General features: G+C 58.9%; 18 protein-coding genes. All 18 read left to right on the top strand.

The features are described 5' to 3' along the window. Window positions 1-157: 157 nt before the first annotated feature. The 18 genes from OEZ71_RS13395 to OEZ71_RS13310 all read left to right on the top strand — a co-directional run bounded on the left by OEZ71_RS13395 (window position 158) and on the right by OEZ71_RS13310 (window position 15,962). Entirely contained in the window at window positions 158-1,897 is a 1,740-nt protein-coding gene (locus OEZ71_RS13395) for an ABC transporter substrate-binding protein (RefSeq protein WP_263740488.1), read from the top strand. A gap of 112 nt (window positions 1,898-2,009) precedes the next feature. Further along, window positions 2,010-3,074 carry an ABC transporter ATP-binding protein gene (locus OEZ71_RS13390; RefSeq protein ID WP_263740487.1) on the top strand — a complete coding sequence of 355 codons (1,065 nt, stop codon included), beginning with the start codon at window positions 2,010-2,012 and terminating at the stop codon, window positions 3,072-3,074. Between the two features lie 9 nt (window positions 3,075-3,083). Then, complete coding sequence (locus tag OEZ71_RS13385) at window positions 3,084-4,163, top strand: ABC transporter ATP-binding protein (protein WP_263740486.1); 1,080 nt, start codon at window positions 3,084-3,086, stop codon at window positions 4,161-4,163. Continuing rightward, on the top strand, window positions 4,163-5,026 hold the full coding sequence (locus tag OEZ71_RS13380; protein WP_263740485.1) for a carbohydrate ABC transporter permease: 864 nt from the start codon (window positions 4,163-4,165) through the stop codon (window positions 5,024-5,026). The genes OEZ71_RS13385 and OEZ71_RS13380 overlap by 1 nt, the downstream gene beginning before the upstream one ends. 9 nt (window positions 5,027-5,035) lie before the next feature. Further along, entirely contained in the window at window positions 5,036-5,833 is a 798-nt protein-coding gene (locus tag OEZ71_RS13375) for a carbohydrate ABC transporter permease (RefSeq protein WP_263740484.1), read from the top strand. Window positions 5,834-5,964: 131 nt separating this feature from the next. Further along, complete coding sequence (locus OEZ71_RS13370) at window positions 5,965-6,231, top strand: DUF2160 domain-containing protein (RefSeq protein ID WP_318527851.1); 267 nt, start codon at window positions 5,965-5,967, stop codon at window positions 6,229-6,231. 78 nt (window positions 6,232-6,309) lie between these two features. Then, window positions 6,310-6,702 carry a BlaI/MecI/CopY family transcriptional regulator gene (locus OEZ71_RS13365; protein WP_263740482.1) on the top strand — a complete coding sequence of 131 codons (393 nt, stop codon included), beginning with the start codon at window positions 6,310-6,312 and terminating at the stop codon, window positions 6,700-6,702. Beyond that, window positions 6,689-7,831, top strand: a complete 1,143-nt coding sequence (locus tag OEZ71_RS13360; RefSeq protein ID WP_263740481.1) for a M56 family metallopeptidase — start codon at window positions 6,689-6,691, stop codon at window positions 7,829-7,831. The genes OEZ71_RS13365 and OEZ71_RS13360 overlap by 14 nt, the downstream gene beginning before the upstream one ends. Before the next feature lie 182 nt (window positions 7,832-8,013). Continuing rightward, window positions 8,014-9,231, top strand: coding sequence for a tyrosine-type recombinase/integrase (locus OEZ71_RS13355; RefSeq protein WP_263740480.1), 1,218 nt, complete (start codon window positions 8,014-8,016; stop codon window positions 9,229-9,231). Between the two features lie 503 nt (window positions 9,232-9,734). Beyond that, complete coding sequence (locus OEZ71_RS13350; protein WP_263740479.1) at window positions 9,735-9,929, top strand: helix-turn-helix transcriptional regulator; 195 nt, start codon at window positions 9,735-9,737, stop codon at window positions 9,927-9,929. Window positions 9,930-10,009: 80 nt separating this feature from the next. Beyond that, window positions 10,010-10,300: a winged helix domain-containing protein gene (locus OEZ71_RS13345; RefSeq protein WP_263740478.1), complete on the top strand. Its 291-nt coding sequence runs from the start codon at window positions 10,010-10,012 to the stop codon at window positions 10,298-10,300. 90 nt (window positions 10,301-10,390) lie between these two features. Next, on the top strand, window positions 10,391-10,978 hold the full coding sequence (locus OEZ71_RS13340) for a hypothetical protein (RefSeq protein ID WP_263740477.1): 588 nt from the start codon (window positions 10,391-10,393) through the stop codon (window positions 10,976-10,978). A 17-nt stretch (window positions 10,979-10,995) separates the two neighbouring features. Next, the gene (locus tag OEZ71_RS13335; protein WP_263740476.1) at window positions 10,996-11,574 is read left to right on the top strand and encodes a hypothetical protein; all 579 of its coding nucleotides are present in this window, start codon (window positions 10,996-10,998) and stop codon (window positions 11,572-11,574) included. An 820-nt stretch (window positions 11,575-12,394) separates the two neighbouring features. Then, window positions 12,395-12,547, top strand: a complete 153-nt coding sequence (locus tag OEZ71_RS13330; protein WP_263740475.1) for a hypothetical protein — start codon at window positions 12,395-12,397, stop codon at window positions 12,545-12,547. Window positions 12,548-12,929: 382 nt separating this feature from the next. Further along, a complete protein-coding gene (locus OEZ71_RS13325) occupies window positions 12,930-13,322 on the top strand; it encodes a GNAT family N-acetyltransferase (protein ID WP_263740474.1) in 393 nt (130 codons plus the stop codon). 627 nt (window positions 13,323-13,949) lie between these two features. Then, window positions 13,950-14,177, top strand: coding sequence for a hypothetical protein (locus tag OEZ71_RS13320; protein ID WP_263740473.1), 228 nt, complete (start codon window positions 13,950-13,952; stop codon window positions 14,175-14,177). 160 nt (window positions 14,178-14,337) lie between these two features. After that, window positions 14,338-15,264 (top strand): LysR family transcriptional regulator, encoded by a 927-nt coding sequence (locus OEZ71_RS13315; protein ID WP_263740472.1) that lies wholly within the window; start codon window positions 14,338-14,340, stop codon window positions 15,262-15,264. A gap of 302 nt (window positions 15,265-15,566) precedes the next feature. Then, complete coding sequence (locus OEZ71_RS13310) at window positions 15,567-15,962, top strand: cupin domain-containing protein (RefSeq protein ID WP_263740471.1); 396 nt, start codon at window positions 15,567-15,569, stop codon at window positions 15,960-15,962. The last annotated feature ends 9 nt before the right edge of the window (window positions 15,963-15,971 follow it).

The following is a 15,971-nucleotide window of genomic DNA, read 5'->3' as shown; positions in this document are numbered from 1 at the left end:
GGGTGGGAGTCTGCTTTTTTAATTAAATGTAATTATAACATAATGTTACACCTAATTTAATTTCTACTAAAGTTTTAGTTTGACAAACGCTAACATCTCGCTTGAATATCTATCGGCCAGTTTCCGCTGGCCCAACAAATCTCAGGGAGGAGACAGGATGCGGAAGTATCTTCTCTCCGCGGTGGCCGTATCTGCGGTCATTGCGGGGGCCGGGCAGGCTTTTGCCGATGCCGCGGCCGCACAGAAGTGGATCGACAGCGAATTCCAGCCCTCTGCGCTTTCGAAGGAAGAGCAGATGGCCGAGATGGAATGGTTCATCAATGCTGCCGAACCCTATGCGGGGATGGAAATCAACGTGTTGTCGGAAGGTATTCCGACCCATTCCTATGAATCGGAGGTTCTGACCAAGGCCTTCGAGGAAATCACCGGGATCAAGGTCAATCACCAGATCCTCGGCGAAGGCGAGGTGGTGCAGGCGGTGCAGACGCAGATGCAGACGCAGCGCAACCTGTATGACGGTTATGTCAATGACTCCGACCTCATCGGTACGCATTCGCGGCTGCAGCTGGCCTATAATCTCACCGACCAGATGGCCGGCAGCTGGGCTGATGTGACGAACCCGGGTCTCGACCTCGATGACTTTATGGGCCGTCAGTTCACCACCGGCCCGGATGGCAAGCTCTATCAGCTGCCCGATCAGCAATTCGCGAACCTCTACTGGTTCCGCAAGGACTGGTTCGACCGTGCCGACCTGCAGGAGGCGTTCAAGGCCAAGTACGGCTACGACCTCGGCGTGCCGGTCAACTGGTCGGCCTACGAGGACATCGCCGAGTTCTTCACCAACGACGTGAAGGAAATCGACGGTGTCGCCATCTACGGCCACATGGACTATGGCAAACGCGCCCCGGACCTTGGCTGGCGGATGACCGATGCCTGGCTTTCCATGGCCGGCGCGGGCACGCAGGGCGAGCCGAACGGTGTGCCGATCGACGAATGGGGCATCCGCATGGAAGCGGGTACCTGCAACCCGGTCGGCGCCTCGGTTTCCCGCGGCGGCGAAGCCAACGGCCCGGCGGCGGTCTACGCGATCGCCAAGTGGGATGAGTGGCTGCGGAAGTACGCGCCTCCGGGTGCGGCGTCCTACGACTTCTACCAGTCGCTGCCGGCCCTGTCGCAGGGCAACGTCGCCCAGCAGATCTTCTGGTACACTGCCTTTACCGCTGACATGGTGAAGCCGAAGTCCGAAGGCAACAATACGGTGGACGACGAAGGCACGCCGCTCTGGCGGATGGCACCCTCGCCACATGGCCCCTACTGGCAGGAAGGTCAGAAGGTCGGCTACCAGGACGTGGGGTCGTGGACCTTCCTCAAGTCGACGCCGGAAGACCGCGCCAAGGCGGCTTGGCTCTATGCCCAGTTCGTGGTGTCGAAGACGGTCGACGTGAAGAAATCCCACGTGGGACTGACTTTCATCCGCGACTCCACCGTGCGGCATGAGAGCTTCTCCGAACGCGCACCGAAACTCGGTGGTCTTGTGGAATTCTACCGCTCGCCCGACCGCGTGCGCTGGTCGCCGACAGGCATCAACGTGCCCGACTATCCGAAGCTAGCGCAGATCTGGTGGCAGCAGATTGGTGATGTGAACTCCGGCGCCTTTACGCCGCAGGAAGCCATGGACCGCCTGGCCGAGGAAATGGACATCACCATGGCCCGGATGCAGGCAGCCGATGAAAGCGCCGGCGTCTATGGCGGTTGTGGTCCGCGTCTTAACCCTGAGGTCGATCCATCCGAATGGCTCGGCAAGGCTGACGGGCCGAAGGCCAAGCTCGACAACGAGAAGCCACAGGGCGAGACCGTCAATTATGACGAACTCGTAGCACGCTGGGCTGAGAACTGACGCCTTAATCAACTCCCTGCCCGGGTAATGATCCCGGGCAGGGTCCGGCCGTAGCGGCTTCGTTCCGGCCTTTCCCACCAACGATACAAAAGCGACACCTCGGGGAGGGGACATGGCGCTGGAACTGAAGGCGATCACCAAGCGCGTGGGGCAGGTGACGCATATCAAGGAAACCTCTCTCGTGCTTGAGCCGGGGCGTTTCAACGTCCTCCTGGGCGAAACGGGATCGGGCAAGACCTCTCTCATCAAGCTGATGGCCGGGCTGGACCGGGTCGCGTCGGGGCAGATCCTGATGGACGGGCAGGACGTGACCGGGATGAGCCCGCAGAAGCGCAATATCAGCCTCGTCCACCAGTTCTTCGTGAACTATCCGCATATGACTGTCTTCGACAATATCGCCTCTCCCCTCAGGGTCGCAGGCGTGGCGAAGTCGGAAATACAGGGCCGGGTGGAGGCGGCGGCGGATGTGCTGCAATTGCGCCCCATGCTGAACCGCCGTCCGCATGAACTGTCGGGCGGGCAGCAGCAGCGCACCGCGCTTGCGCGGGCCATCGCCAAGGAATCGACCGCCGTCTTTCTCGATGAGCCGCTGGCCAATCTTGACTATAAGCTGCGCGAGGAATTGCGGGATCAGTTGCCGGAGCTTTTCGCGGGGCGTGGCGCGATCGTGGTCTATGCCACCTCGGAACCCGCCGAAGCTTTGATGCTTGGCGGGCGCACCGCGCTGATGCAGGACGGGCATGTCACCCAGTTCGGGCCGACCGCCGAGATTTACCGCAAGCCCAACACGCTGACCTCGGCCCGTGTCTTTTCCGACCCGCCGATCAACTCTGCCCCGGTCACCAAGAAAGGCGACCGGATGGAACTGGGCCATGGTGTTGGCTGGACCGTCGCCGGTCCTGCGGCGGGGCTGAGGGACGGGGCCTATACGGTCGCAGTGCGCCCCAACTATGTCTCGCCCGTCCGCTCGGATGCGGCACATGTACCGATGACGGGCACCATTCAGATTACCGAGCTATCCGGCTCGGAATCGACGGCGCATTTCAGCATGGGGTCGGACATCTGGGTCTCGCTCGCGCCGGGCGTCCATCCCTACCGTGTCGGCGAGGATCATGAGTTCTTCATGGACCCCGCCCATTGCTTCTACTTCGCGCCCGACGGCGCGCTAGCCGCCTGAGGAGCGCCCATGGCCAAGATCACCCTCGACCGGCTCCGCCACTCCTACATGCCCGATCCGAAAGGACCGCAGGATTACGCGCTGAAGGAATTGAATCTCGACTGGCAGGATGGCGGTGCCTATGCTTTGCTCGGGCCGTCCGGTTGCGGCAAGTCCACGCTTTTGAACATCATCTCGGGGCTGCTTCATCCGTCCGAGGGGCGCATTCTTTTCGATGGTAAGGATGTGACCGGCCTGCCCCCCGATCAGCGCAATATCGCGCAGGTGTTTCAGTTTCCGGTGATCTACGACACGATGTCCGTCTACGACAATCTCGCCTTTCCGCTGCGCAACCGGGGCGTGGACGAGAGCCGCGTCAAAACACGCGTCGAAGATATCGCCGCGATGCTCGACGTGACCGAGATGCTGGGGACCCGCGCCGCCCATCTCAGCCCCGATAACAAGCAGAAGATCTCCATGGGGCGCGGCCTCGTCCGCGATGATGTCAATGTCATCATGTTCGATGAACCCTTGACCGTCATCGACCCGCACCTGAAGTGGAAATTACGGTCAAAACTCAAAGAATTGCATCAGAAAGTGAAGGTGACGATGATCTACGTCACCCATGACCAGACCGAGGCGTTGACCTTCGCCGATCAGGTCGTTGTGATGCAGGAAGGCCAGGTCGTGCAGATCGGCACGCCGGTCGACCTTTTCGAACGACCCGCCCATACTTTCGTCGGCCATTTCATCGGCTCGCCCGGCATGAATGTTCTGCCGGCCGAGGTGAAGGATGGTGCCACCTTCTTCAACGGCGAGCAGGTCACGCTGGAAGGTGCTGTCGCTCCCGGCGAGGGGCGCCATGAGATCGGCATTCGGCCGGAATATGTGACGCTTGGCTCGACCGGCATCCCCGCCACCGTGCGCAAGGTCATGGATCTTGGCCGCCATTCGGTGGTGGAGGCCGTGGCCGGTGAGACCAGAGTCAGCGCCATTGTCGAAGGCGCGGTCCCGGGGCAGGGCGAGAGCGTCCACCTGACCTTCCGCCCTGACCAGACCCGGCTTTACCGCGATGGCTGGATTGCCACCAAACAGGAAAGGGCCGCCTGATGCGCAAGGTCAATCAGAAAGCCTGGTTCTTCGTCCTGCCCGTCCTCGTGCTTGTCGCCTTCAACGCGCTTGTGCCGATGATGACGGTCGTCAATTATTCGGTGCAGGAAACCTTTGGCAACAACCAGTTCTTCTGGCATGGACTGGGCTGGTTTCAGGATATCCTGCGGTCAGAGCGCTTTCACGCCGCGCTCGGCCGCCAATTCCTCTTCACCTTCCTGATTCTGGTCATCGAGGTGCCCTTGGGCGTGATCATCGCGCTCTCGATGCCGCGCAAGGGGTTCTGGGTGCCCGTTTGCCTGGTGACGATGGCGCTGCCGATGCTGATCCCGTGGAACGTCGTGGGGGCGATGTGGAATATCTTTACCCTGCCAGATATCGGGCTTCTGGGTTATTTCATGAACCATACGCTCGGCATCGACTACAACATGACCCGCAGCCCGCTTGCCGCCTGGGTGACGATCATCACCATGGATGTCTGGCACTGGACATCGCTGGTCGTTCTTCTGTGCTATGCGGGCCTCGTCTCGATCCCCGACGCCTATTATCAGGCGGCCAAGATCGACGGCGCGTCGAATTGGGCGGTGTTCCGCTACATCCAACTGCCGAAGATGAAACAGGTGCTGACCATCGCGGTCCTGCTGCGCTTTATGGACAGCTTCAATATCTATACCGAGCCCTTCGTGCTGACCGGCGGGGGCCCGGGCAATTCGACCACGCTTCTCTCCATCGACCTTGTGAAGATCGCGCTTGGGCAGTTTGACCTCGGGCCAGCAGCAGCGATGTCGCTCATCTACTTTGCCATCACGCTCTTCGTCTCGTGGCTTTTCTACACGCTGATGACGCGGCACGATGTGAAATAGGGGATCACCATGCAGAAAAGATCAATCATTCCGATCCTCTACATCATCTTCCTGATGCTTCCGATCTACTGGTTGGTGGCGATGAGCTTCAAGACCACGCAAGAAATCCTTGGCGGCTTCTCGCTCTTCCCGCAGAAATGGACGCTGGCGAGCTACCGGACAATCTTCACCGATCCGACGTGGTATTGGGGCTATATCAACTCGATCATCTACGTGACGATCAACACGGTTATCTCCGTCACCGTCGCCTTACCCGCGGCTTACGCCTTCTCACGCTACCGGTTCCTCGGCGACAAGCAGTTGTTCTTCTGGCTCCTGACGAACCGCATGGCGCCTGCGGCAGTTTTCGCGCTGCCGTTCTTCCAGCTCTATTCGGCGATGGAGCTTTTCGACACCCATATCGCGGTGGCGCTGGCGCATTGCCTCTTCAACATCCCGCTCGCGGTCTGGATCCTCGAGGGCTTCATGGGGGGCGTGCCGAAGGAACTTGACGAAACCGCCTTTGTCGACGGCTATTCCTTCCCGCGTTTCTTCACGCAGATCTTCCTGCCGACGATCAAGGCGGGCGTCGGCGTCGCAGCCTTCTTCTGCTTCATGTTTTCCTGGGTGGAACTGCTTTTGGCCAAAACACTGACAGCGGTCTATGCCAAACCCATCGCAGCCACGATGACGCGCACGGCTTCCTCGGCGGGCTACGAACTCGGGCTGCTGGCGGCGGCCGGTACGCTGACGATCATCCCGGGTGCCATCGTCATCTGGTTCGTGCGCAACTACATCGCCAAGGGCTTCGCCCTGGGAAGGGTGTGATGAGAGCTCTCGCGTTATTCCTGACGCTGCTGCCGTTGGCGGCGAACGCCCAGACGCAAGGCTGGGGCAATCTCGGACAGACTGAGGACAAGGGCTTCTCCTGGACCTCACCGCTCTGGCCCTCGTTCTGGATGGCCTGGACACCGGCGACGCTTTTGGTCTTCATCGGCATCTTTACGGCGATGGGCATACTTACCGTGCTGGAAATCCGCCGCCCGGGCGGGGATGAACGACAAGGTGTGCTGGGCCTGACGACGACGCGCGGCGACCGGCTGTTCATCACGCTTCTCGGTACGTCCTACATCTTCATGGCCTGGCTTGGGCTGATCGGCATGCCGCTCTGGTGGCCGCTGGCGATTTCCATCGGCTGGGGTGTGTTCTGCTTCTGGAAGGTCTGAAACGCATTCCGTTTTGAGAAATGTGGAAAGCTTAGTAGAAAGGTCCCGAGGATCGAGCTGGATCGGGAAGACCAAAAAATGAGCGACAAGAAAATCAAATTCCTGACCGAGGTGGAGCTGGAATTCATGTCCCGGCTCTGGGACTTGGGCGAAGCGACCGTGCGGGAGGTGCAGGAGGCACTCGCGCCCGCGCGCAAGCTTGCCTATACCTCAGCTGCCACGATCCTGCGCATCCTTGAACAAAAGGGTTTCGTCACAAGCACGAAACAGGGCAAGACCTTCCTCTATTCGGCAACGCTGAGCAAGGACACCTATCAGTCGCGTTCGCTGAAGAACCTTTCCGAAAAACTCTTCGACAATGCGCCCGCGACGCTCGTCGCGCGGCTGGTCGACGATTACGACCTGTCGGAAGAGGCGCTCGACGAGATCCGGGCGCTGATTGACAAGAGGCTCAGGGATGACAAACGCTAGCACCCTTTTCGGCGCCTATATCGAGGTCAACGTCCTGCTGGTTTTTACCTGCCTCGTCTGGGCGGTCTTTTCCCGACTCCTCAATATCGCGGGGCTCGGTCACGCGGTCACCGCGCGTCTCAGGCTGCTAAGAACGGTTTTCCTTGCAGTCATTGTCAGCCCGATTTTCGTCGCGGCGGTCTCGATGGCGATGCAGGCGGGCTATGTGGTGCCTGAAAACACGGTGAACCTTACCGATTTCGTCCTGTCGCAGTACCTTCAAGGCCGGTTCGAGATGAACCCTGCGGATCTCGAACGGCTTATCGGTTTCCGGAGCGAGGTGGCGCTTGTGCTGTCCGGCCCACTCGGTCAGGGGATTGCGGCCTTCCTTGGTGCGGGTTTTTTGATATTCGCGTTGCGGCTTTTCGTCTCTTTCCTTCAGCTTCGCCGCATCATCGTCGAGAGTTACGTTTGGCGGCGGATCGGCCGGGTGGAACTGCGGCTGTCGGACGCGGTCAACGTTCCCTTTTCAACTCGGGGGATCCGGTCCCGAATCGTGGTACTCCCATCCACCATGCTTGCCCGCGAGGCGGATCTGAAGATCGCGCTGGGGCATGAGTTGCAGCACCTGCGCCAGGGCGATGTCGAGTGGGAAATCGCGCTTGGCCTGATCCAGCCGTTCCTTTTCTGGAACCCAGCCTTCCATCTCTGGAAACGGCAGGTAGAGGAGTTGCGCGAACTCTCGTGTGACCGCCAGATTCTGATGCGGCGGGGCTACAGCGTGGCTGAGTATTGCGACTGTCTGCTGCGTGTCTGCCATGACGGGCTGCGTCCGCGCCGACTGATCGCTGTGGAACTGCCTGCCGTGGCTTTGCTACGAACCGAAGGTGGACTGTTCGGCGGACGCGCGGCGGCGCTTCTTAAACGCCGGATGATCAGGGTGATCGAGGGGAGGGCGGAACGTAATCCGACCTTAGTTTTCGCCTTTCTCGCCGCGCCTTTCGTCGCGATCACGCTAACCGCCGCCATAGCGATCCAAAAGCCCGGCGACTGGAGTCAGGACCGCATCATGCTGTCAACGATTGTAAATCTGGAGCGCCTGCAAGCGGTGAATGGTCCGGTGCCAAGCTTCGGGTCGCCTGGCTACTGATACAGCAGCTGGCAACGCGTCAAACTTACGGACTGCTCTGAATGTGATGGCGGAGAGACAGTCCGCCTACATGGCTTCCGCTATGTTCCAGAAGATTCCCTAAACTGTTTGATCTCCTTTGATTTCCTGTCTTGCACGTTCCGATAGCGTCCCCCATATTCCGATTATTAATGGGGGACGGAATGGTGGACGACGCTGAAAGCAGAAAGCAAGGCAAGCACCCTGAAAAAGCCCTAAGTGATGCCTTCGTGCGCACGGTGGCCGAACCGGGCAAATACTTCGACGGACACGGCCTCTTTCTGAAGGTGGATGCGACCGGCGCGCGGCGGTGGGTGCAGCGTATCGTCATTCGAGGCAAGCGCAGCGAACTTGGCCTTGGGGCTTTTCCCCTCGTATCGCTCAAGGAAGCTCGGGAGGCGGCCTTTGCCAACCGCAAGCTGGCGCGGTCTGGCGGTGATCCGCTGGCCGATAAGAAACGGGAAAAAGCGGTGCTGACCTTCGAAGAGGCCGCGCGGAAGGTGCACAAGCTGCACGAACCGTCATGGCGCAACAAGAAGCACGCGGCACAGTTCATCTCGACACTTGAAACCTATGCCTTCCCGAGAATGGGGCGCACGAAGGTGTCCGACGTTAGCAGCGCCGATGTGCTGGCGGTTCTTACCCCCATCTGGCTGAAGAAAGCTGAAACCGCGCGGCGGGTGCGGCAACGCATCGGCATGGTGATGAAATGGGCGGTGGCGCAAGGCTGGCGCTCCGACAATCCCGCCGATGCCATTTCGCAAGCGCTTCCCAAGCAGGACAAGACCAAACAGCACCGCAAGGCTTTGCACTACAACGAGGTCGCAGGCTGCATAGTGGCGGTGAAGGCATCGGGTGCGGACCCGTCAACCAAACTTGCGTTGGAATTTCTTATCCTGACCGCGACCCGCTCGGGCGAGACGCGCGGAGCTCTTTGGGAAGAAATCGGCTTGGACGCGGGCTCATGGACCATCCCGGCGAGCCGAATGAAAGCGAAGCGCGACCATGTCGTGCCGCTGTCAGCCCGCGCGCTTGAAATCCTGCAAGCCGCCAAGAACCTCTCTGACGGAACCGGGCTCGTTTTCCCCGGTACGAAACACGGCAAGCCGCTGTCCGACATGACGCTGTCGAAGCTCGTTAAGGAACTAGGCTTCGATGCAGATGTACACGGGTTCCGTACGTCCTTCCGTACTTGGGCGCAGGAGCGCACCAACTACCCACGCGAGGTGGCCGAGGCGGCGCTGGCCCACACCATCAAGGACACGGCGGAAGCGGCCTATGCCCGGTCAAATCTCTTCGACAAGCGGCGGAAGATGATGGAGGCATGGGCTTTGCATATCGAAGATTCGGCAATTTCGCGCAGAGTGCCCCGGATTTCATAGGCGCACCTGAATTTTCCGGGGAATAAGCGTGGAAATGTTTTGGGCGGTTTGTGAATAACCCCATGAAGAAACGTTCCATTGCGACGGAAATCCGGCTAAAATTCTTTATATGAATTCTTAGGCTTAAGGCGTGCCACGTGGCGCCGCCACGGAAAAAAGCGAAATATTGACCGAAAATTCTTGATCGGACCGGCACGCCCACGGACAATCGGGGAAGTTGCAGGCACCACAAAGAAACACGCGAAAGAAAATGGGAAAAAGAGGGGGCCAGACCGGCCTTGACCCGACCGGCACACCACCGGATTATGGTGGAAAGAACAGGCAACAGAGGGAATACGCGCCTTACAAACGGGTCAAAGAGAGTAACCCGTTGACCGCCCCCGGCTCTGGTAAAGCCAAAGGGCGGTCGGGCAGGATACGGAAAGCACTCCCGGTGTCCTGCCCCAACTCTCGCAAACTGAGAACGATTCCGCAACCAACTTGCGGAGCGAGATAGGGGTAATATGACGGAAAGACATCTTCGACGCAGAACAGTGGAGGCCATGACGGGCCTCAGCCGGTCCACCCTTTATGCGCTGATGGCGAAGGATGAGTTCCCCCGCCCGGTTAAGCTGACCTCACGCGCGGTCGCTTGGCCGGAAAGCGCGGTTGCAGATTGGCTCGCCCAGCGCAGCGCGGCATCGAATAACGCCCGCTAACCTGAAATCAGGCGCGGGCGCTGGGTAGTCTCGACAACGTAAGTCCTAATGCATCGCGCCTTTCATTGAAAGGCTTTCAGATGAAAGTCAACGTCACCCTTGGGGGCGGCGAATGCCCCCGCACATTCCGGCTTACTGGCCGTCTTGGCTGGACGTTATATCAACTCTACCGTGCTGGTGCGCGCGGCGTGAGCCCGCTCGAAAAACCGGCTTTGCGGTGGTCGACCTACGTCCACCAGCTCCGCGACAAGGGCATCCCGGTCGATACCGAGATTGAAAAACATAGCGGCACCTACAAAGGGGTTCACGCCCGCTACAGGCTTGCCTGTGACGCCGTAGTGACCGTCTCGGGCATGGAGGCTGGCGAATGACGCAAGTTGTTGCCCAGATGCGCCCAGCGCCGCTTCCAGCGCCCGTACGCCGCATCATGCGTAAGCACGGGCTCTCAGAGCCCAGCGCCCGTGCAGTGGCGTTCCTGGCCTTCTACGAGGGGCGGCATGGCTAGACCGGCGAAACGCTACAAGGCGCATAAGAAAGGGGGGGCTGGGCGTCACGTCCAGCTTCCCGAATGGCTACAGGCGAGCGAGGCTTGGGCCACCCTGAAGCCCGGCCCACGAGCGCTCTACATCGAACTGAAGCGCCGGTTCAATGGTGCCAACAACGGCGACATATTCCTCAGTCACCGGGACGCGGCCACCGCGCTCAACGTGAACCGCAACACCGTCACGGGATATTTCCGCGAACTGGCCGAGCGCGAGTTCATCACGATGACGGAAGCCCCGCATCTTGGGGCAAACGGTATCGGCAAGGCGTCGAAATGGGCTTTGCAGGAGGAGCCCACGACGAACGGCAAGCCTGCCCTGAAGGGGTTCATGCGGTGGAGCGAAAAACAGAATCCCCGCCCAAAAAACAGGACGCCCCGTCCTAATTTTCGGGACACTCGCAGCCCCGAGAGCAGCAAAACACCCGAAACTGTCCCAAAAAAAGGGACGCATTCGGCAGTTTCCGCGAAATCCCCGTCCCAAAAAACAGGACATATATACATCTAGCCATAGGCAGGTACCGAATGAACGAAGTGAGCAAGAAACAAGCACCGAATTTCGCCGAGTTGAAGGAGAAGCTTCACGAGCGCCGCGCGAAAGCCCCGGAAGTGTCCGTTACGATGGAGGGCAACGCCGCGAGCTTCACGGTTGGGGAGGAAAGCAACGGAGAGGAATATCTGCGGCTGATGGCGGCGGTGGGCACCTTTGACTATGGCTTCATGGATGCTTTTCTCGGCCAGATTGCCAACGCGGTATCTGACAAGGGCTCAGTATCCGAAAGCAAAATGCGCTTTGCGCTGGGCGTCGTCGTCGGTCTGGAACCGAGGGATGAAGTCGAGGCGATGCTGGCAGCACAGATGGCGGCGGTGCATGTCTGTGCAATGGACACATCGCGGCGCTATCTTTGGGCGGAAACTCTTGCGAGCAGGGACAGCTCTGAAAGGGCGCTAAACAAGCTCACCCGCACCTTCGCGGCGCAGATGGAAACGCTGAAACGGTATCGGTCAAAGGCCCAGCAGGTTGTCCGGGTAGAGCGCGTCACAGTGAACGAGGGCGGTCGGGCAATAGTCGGCCCCGTTCAGCATGGGGGGGAGGGCCAATGAAAAAAAGTGACGCTAAACCCATGAGCCCTGTGCAGCGCCTTAGAGATGCGCCCAGATGCCATGCCAAGGCCAAGTCCACCGGCGAGCGGTGCAAGGCCCCAGCGGTCAACGGGTGGGCTGTATGTCGCGTTCACGGGGCTGGCGGCGGTGCCCCGCGCGGCAAGGCGCATTGGAACTGGAAGCACGGCGGGCGGTCTCTAGAGGCGGTCGAAATGCGCCGACTGGTCAACGCGCTCGCGCGGATGGTTCGTGATGAAGGGGAAGCAATCTAAGGAAGCGAGCAAATGCATCAGTTGACCGCCTTGAGCGTGAGGCGACGCTAGAAAACTCGCGAGCCTGACTTCGAAAAACGGAAGAGAGGTTCATACACAAATGTTATCAGTTCTTGTTTTTGTGATCTGAAGCATTGATGTTTTCCCGAGTTCCCGACATTTCGCCTCAGCCTGCTCTGGAGTCATCAAATCCCCGGACGCAGTCGAGCCAACTATTAATCGGCCAGAACTCTGAGACGGAGTGCAGCTGATTGCCAAAATTGGAATCAAGAGCGCAAACAAAGTAGATCTTCTAAGTTGCATTTTATGCTCCTTCTACATTTCACCTTCTTACCACGCAGAAGTTCCCACATATTGATGAGTGTCAAAACTGAGGTTCATTCTAGAACAGTAAATATCCTCTTTACCCGCATAGCGGCCATTGGCGAGGCGTCCAGATACTTTGCCCCATGAGCCCCGCCCAGCGCCTCAGGGACGCGCCTAGGTGCCACGCTAGGGCCAAGTCAACCGGAGAGCGGTGCAAAGCCCCAGCGGTCAACGGATGGGCCGTGTGCCGCGTTCACGGCGCGGGCGGCGGTGCGCCGCGCGGCAAGGCGCACTGGAACTGGAAGCACGGGGAGCGGTCGGAGGAAGCGGTTGAGATGCGCCGACTGGTGAACACGCTCGCGAGGATGGCCCGTGATGAAGGACATGAAATCTAGGGCAGCGGACGAATACATCCGATGACCGCTTTGAGCCGAAAACGGATTACTGATGCAGCCCATCTTGGGACGGACGTGAGAGAAAAAAATTCAGACCTTGCGACTCTGAAATGTGATAGCGTGAGTTCGCCGACAACGCCCAAAAGAAGGCGTTGAGCCGCCGGGAGCCGTCGCGTTTTTTAGGTCTATCATGAGCATCACTTTAACTCCGCCTCTCCGCCGCGCCGAGCCCAGTGACGTCGAAAGCTTCATAAAGCTTTATGACATGGCGGGACACGGTGTTCTTGTCGCGATTTGGGAGACTATGCGTGGCGTAGGTGAAAGCGCTTGGGACGTTGGCCGACGTCGCGCTCTCTCACGTATCAAAGATCCGGATATACAAATGATCGTCATAGATCGCGGGGATGGCATCGAGGCTGCGCTACTGGGGTATTCCATGCCCCTTGAGCCCGAACCAACCGATGCATTCGGCGATGTCGCACGGCCACTCATAGAACTTGAGAATGAGGCGCTCGGCACGTGGTATCTGAACGCCATTGCCACCTTTCCCGAGGCCCGTGGACGCGGACATGCCACCTGTCTCCTGGGTCTTGCCGAGGGATTGGCCCACGAAGCGGGAAACACGACGATCAGCCTGATCACTTCAGACACAAATGCCGAAGCCCGCCGACTGTACCAACGCCACGGCTACCGAGTCACTGACAGCCGACCAATAGTGCAGGGGTCATGGAACGGCGACGGAACCGAATGGCTACTTTTCGTCAAGGAACTCTGAGAGAGTCGAACAGAAAGTAACCGTTCGTTGCGTCATCAAGAAGAATCATATTTTGGTCGACTTCGGTTGATAAAAAACTTAGGCCCGCTTCGTCCCGCACAGCGGACGATCAGCCACAAGAACGGATGGATCAGCGCGACTGGGCCCGTGGGATGACCGCTTTGAGCCCAAAGCGGACAGATTGGCTTCGTATCAACCAATTAGATCAGTTCCTTCCTTTTTTTTGTTCGGCATGTATGGATCGACATAAGCCATTCGTGCGGAGCTTCCAATTATCCCAGACAGAGCAGCTATGCTCTTTGCGAGAGTGACCACGGTCGACCTGAAAAGCCAGAGACTAAACCTCGTCGCACTTATCAACAAAGTGGTTTGCGTCGCAGTCTGGGGTATGAGCCTTTTAGCCCGGGCAACATGGTCTGCCGTCAATGCGAGATGCCGCATGCTACTGTCCTCAAGTTCCGTTCGCGACGCGATCGCCAGAACATTAACTCGCCTATTGAAAGGGCGCATACTCGCTTCCTCGACAGCCCGTGCAGCGTTGGCCTCTTTCGGCTGAATTCACCAAAGAATACAAAGACCAATCGGATATCGCCCCGGCCGGTAATATGTCTGGTTTGTGCCTTGTAATTGGCCAGCGTCGGCTCGAAAGCTGATTTCCATTCGACTGTGAACACCCGCGCACCTCAGTATCGTCGCGACATTAAGATCGACATGCTTTCGATGTCTGACACGGATGTGAAGGCTTCAGGGCAGGCTTGTATCATCTTCTTCACGAACTCCATGCGGGCGCGACAGGCGTCGGGGTCGCTTTCGGATCTTTCTGTGGCCCGACGCAACCGCGGCCAAGAAAAATGAAGGGTTCTGAAGAAAGCCTCGGACCGGAATAATCCTTCAATCGTTGCCATTTCGAAGACCCTCATGCCCAAGCGCGATTGAGAGGATGCTATGATGAAGGGCTGAGGCGTGGTATGCACTTTGGTGAAAAGCCGCTCTTCATGAATGTATAGCGACGCGCATGGACTGGTCGGACGTTCGTGTATTTCTTGCTGTCTACCGAAGCGGTTCGACGCTGGCGGCGTCTCGGAGACTTTGCATTTCACAGCCGACCGTGACCAGAAAGATCGAAGCGCTGGAAACCAGACTCGGGCTGACTCTGTTCCTGAGGGACACGCGCGGTTTTCATCCAACACACGAAGCCAAATGCCTCCTGCCACATGCGGAAAAGCTGGAGAAGGCAGCGAACGAATTCGAGGGCGCGGCCCATCAGGCACGCCGGCCGAACGTACAGACCATTCGTATCACCGCGCCTCGCCGAAACTTCTCGCCCATATTCTCCGCGATACTATCGGACTTCAGCGCGGAGAATCCGAATGTGCGTTACGAATTGATATCGACTTACCAGGTTCTGGATCTGGTCGCCGGCGAAGCCGATATTGCGCTGCGTATCGCTCCGAGCGTTGCCGACGAGCGGTTGATCTGCACAAAGCTTTCAGATGTCAGATCAACACTCTTCGCGTCGCGCAGCTACGCAGATCGCCGAGGGTTGCCTTCATCGCCCGAGGAGTTTGCTGGCCACAGCTTCGTGATCTACGATCCGATGCCTGCTGCACTCTTCCTCAACCGCTGGCTGGTTGAGCGGATTTCGCCCGAACAGATAGTTGGTCGCTGCCAAGACGCGGAGGCCATTGCCGCCAGTGTAGCTGCAGGGCTCGGCATCGGTCCGCTAAGTATCTCTTTTGCGTTGGACTACCCCGATCTGGTGCGTTGCTTCGAGCCACCTGAGGGAACAGGTCTGTCGTCCTGGTTGGCAATCAGTCCTGAAGCCTATCGTCGTCCTGAGGTCCGCGCCTTCGCGGCTTTTTTTGCTCCGCGCTTCCGTGCAGCTTACAAAGCAGAGCGCGAACGGGCTGCCATCCTTCAGGCTTATGTGCCAGGCGCGTGAGTTTCGATCGGCACCCATACGAACTCCTTATCGCTGCTCGGAGTAAGCGTCGAATTCGGGCTCAACCGAGACATCTAAGGGCTTGGATCAGATGACCGCGTTGAGCCCGAAGCAGACACGCGTGCACTTTGCGGCAAGCAGTGGTAATTTATTGATTGCGCAGCTGTTCCTGGGAGATGCGAGCGTTAGATTCCTTTAGGTGGGCAGATGTCGATCGCGTTTCCGGTGTTGCGGACTCATCAAGTCTTGTTTGCCGAGCCAAAACCTGCGGCCCTACGCCGCCTGTACATGGGGGGCTTGCCTTGGACCTGATCGATCACAACATTCAAGCCCGACTCGAATGGCGTCCCGGTGTCTCGACGCGCATGCGCATCTCGGCCCTGACCGGCGCGTCTGCCCTTTTGATCTTTGAGCAGTGGTGCGAGCCAGGGCTAGGGGCCCCAACTCATTGGCACCCGGTCGAGGAAGTCCTGACTGTGCTATCGGGCGAAGCGGAGATCTGGATCGAAGGGGAACGGTTTCAAGCGAGTGCGGGCCACTCGGCACTGGTACCTGCAAAAATCCGCCACTGCTTCCGCAATATGGGAGACGGCGAGCTGCATATGTTGGCAGTCCTGGCTTCGCCCATATTCGAAGCACATTTTGACGACAGCGAGGGCGTCATTCGTCGCTGGATGCCGGACGCCGGGGGGAACTGAGCCCCAAGC

Origin of the sequence: Albidovulum litorale, from assembly GCF_025751495.1 — a bacterium.
In the GTDB taxonomy this organism is placed as follows: Bacteria; Pseudomonadota; Alphaproteobacteria; order Rhodobacterales; family Rhodobacteraceae; genus Albidovulum; species Albidovulum litorale.
The sequence above is the reverse complement of the archived record's forward strand: the minus strand, read 5'-3'. Positions and strand labels throughout refer to the sequence as shown.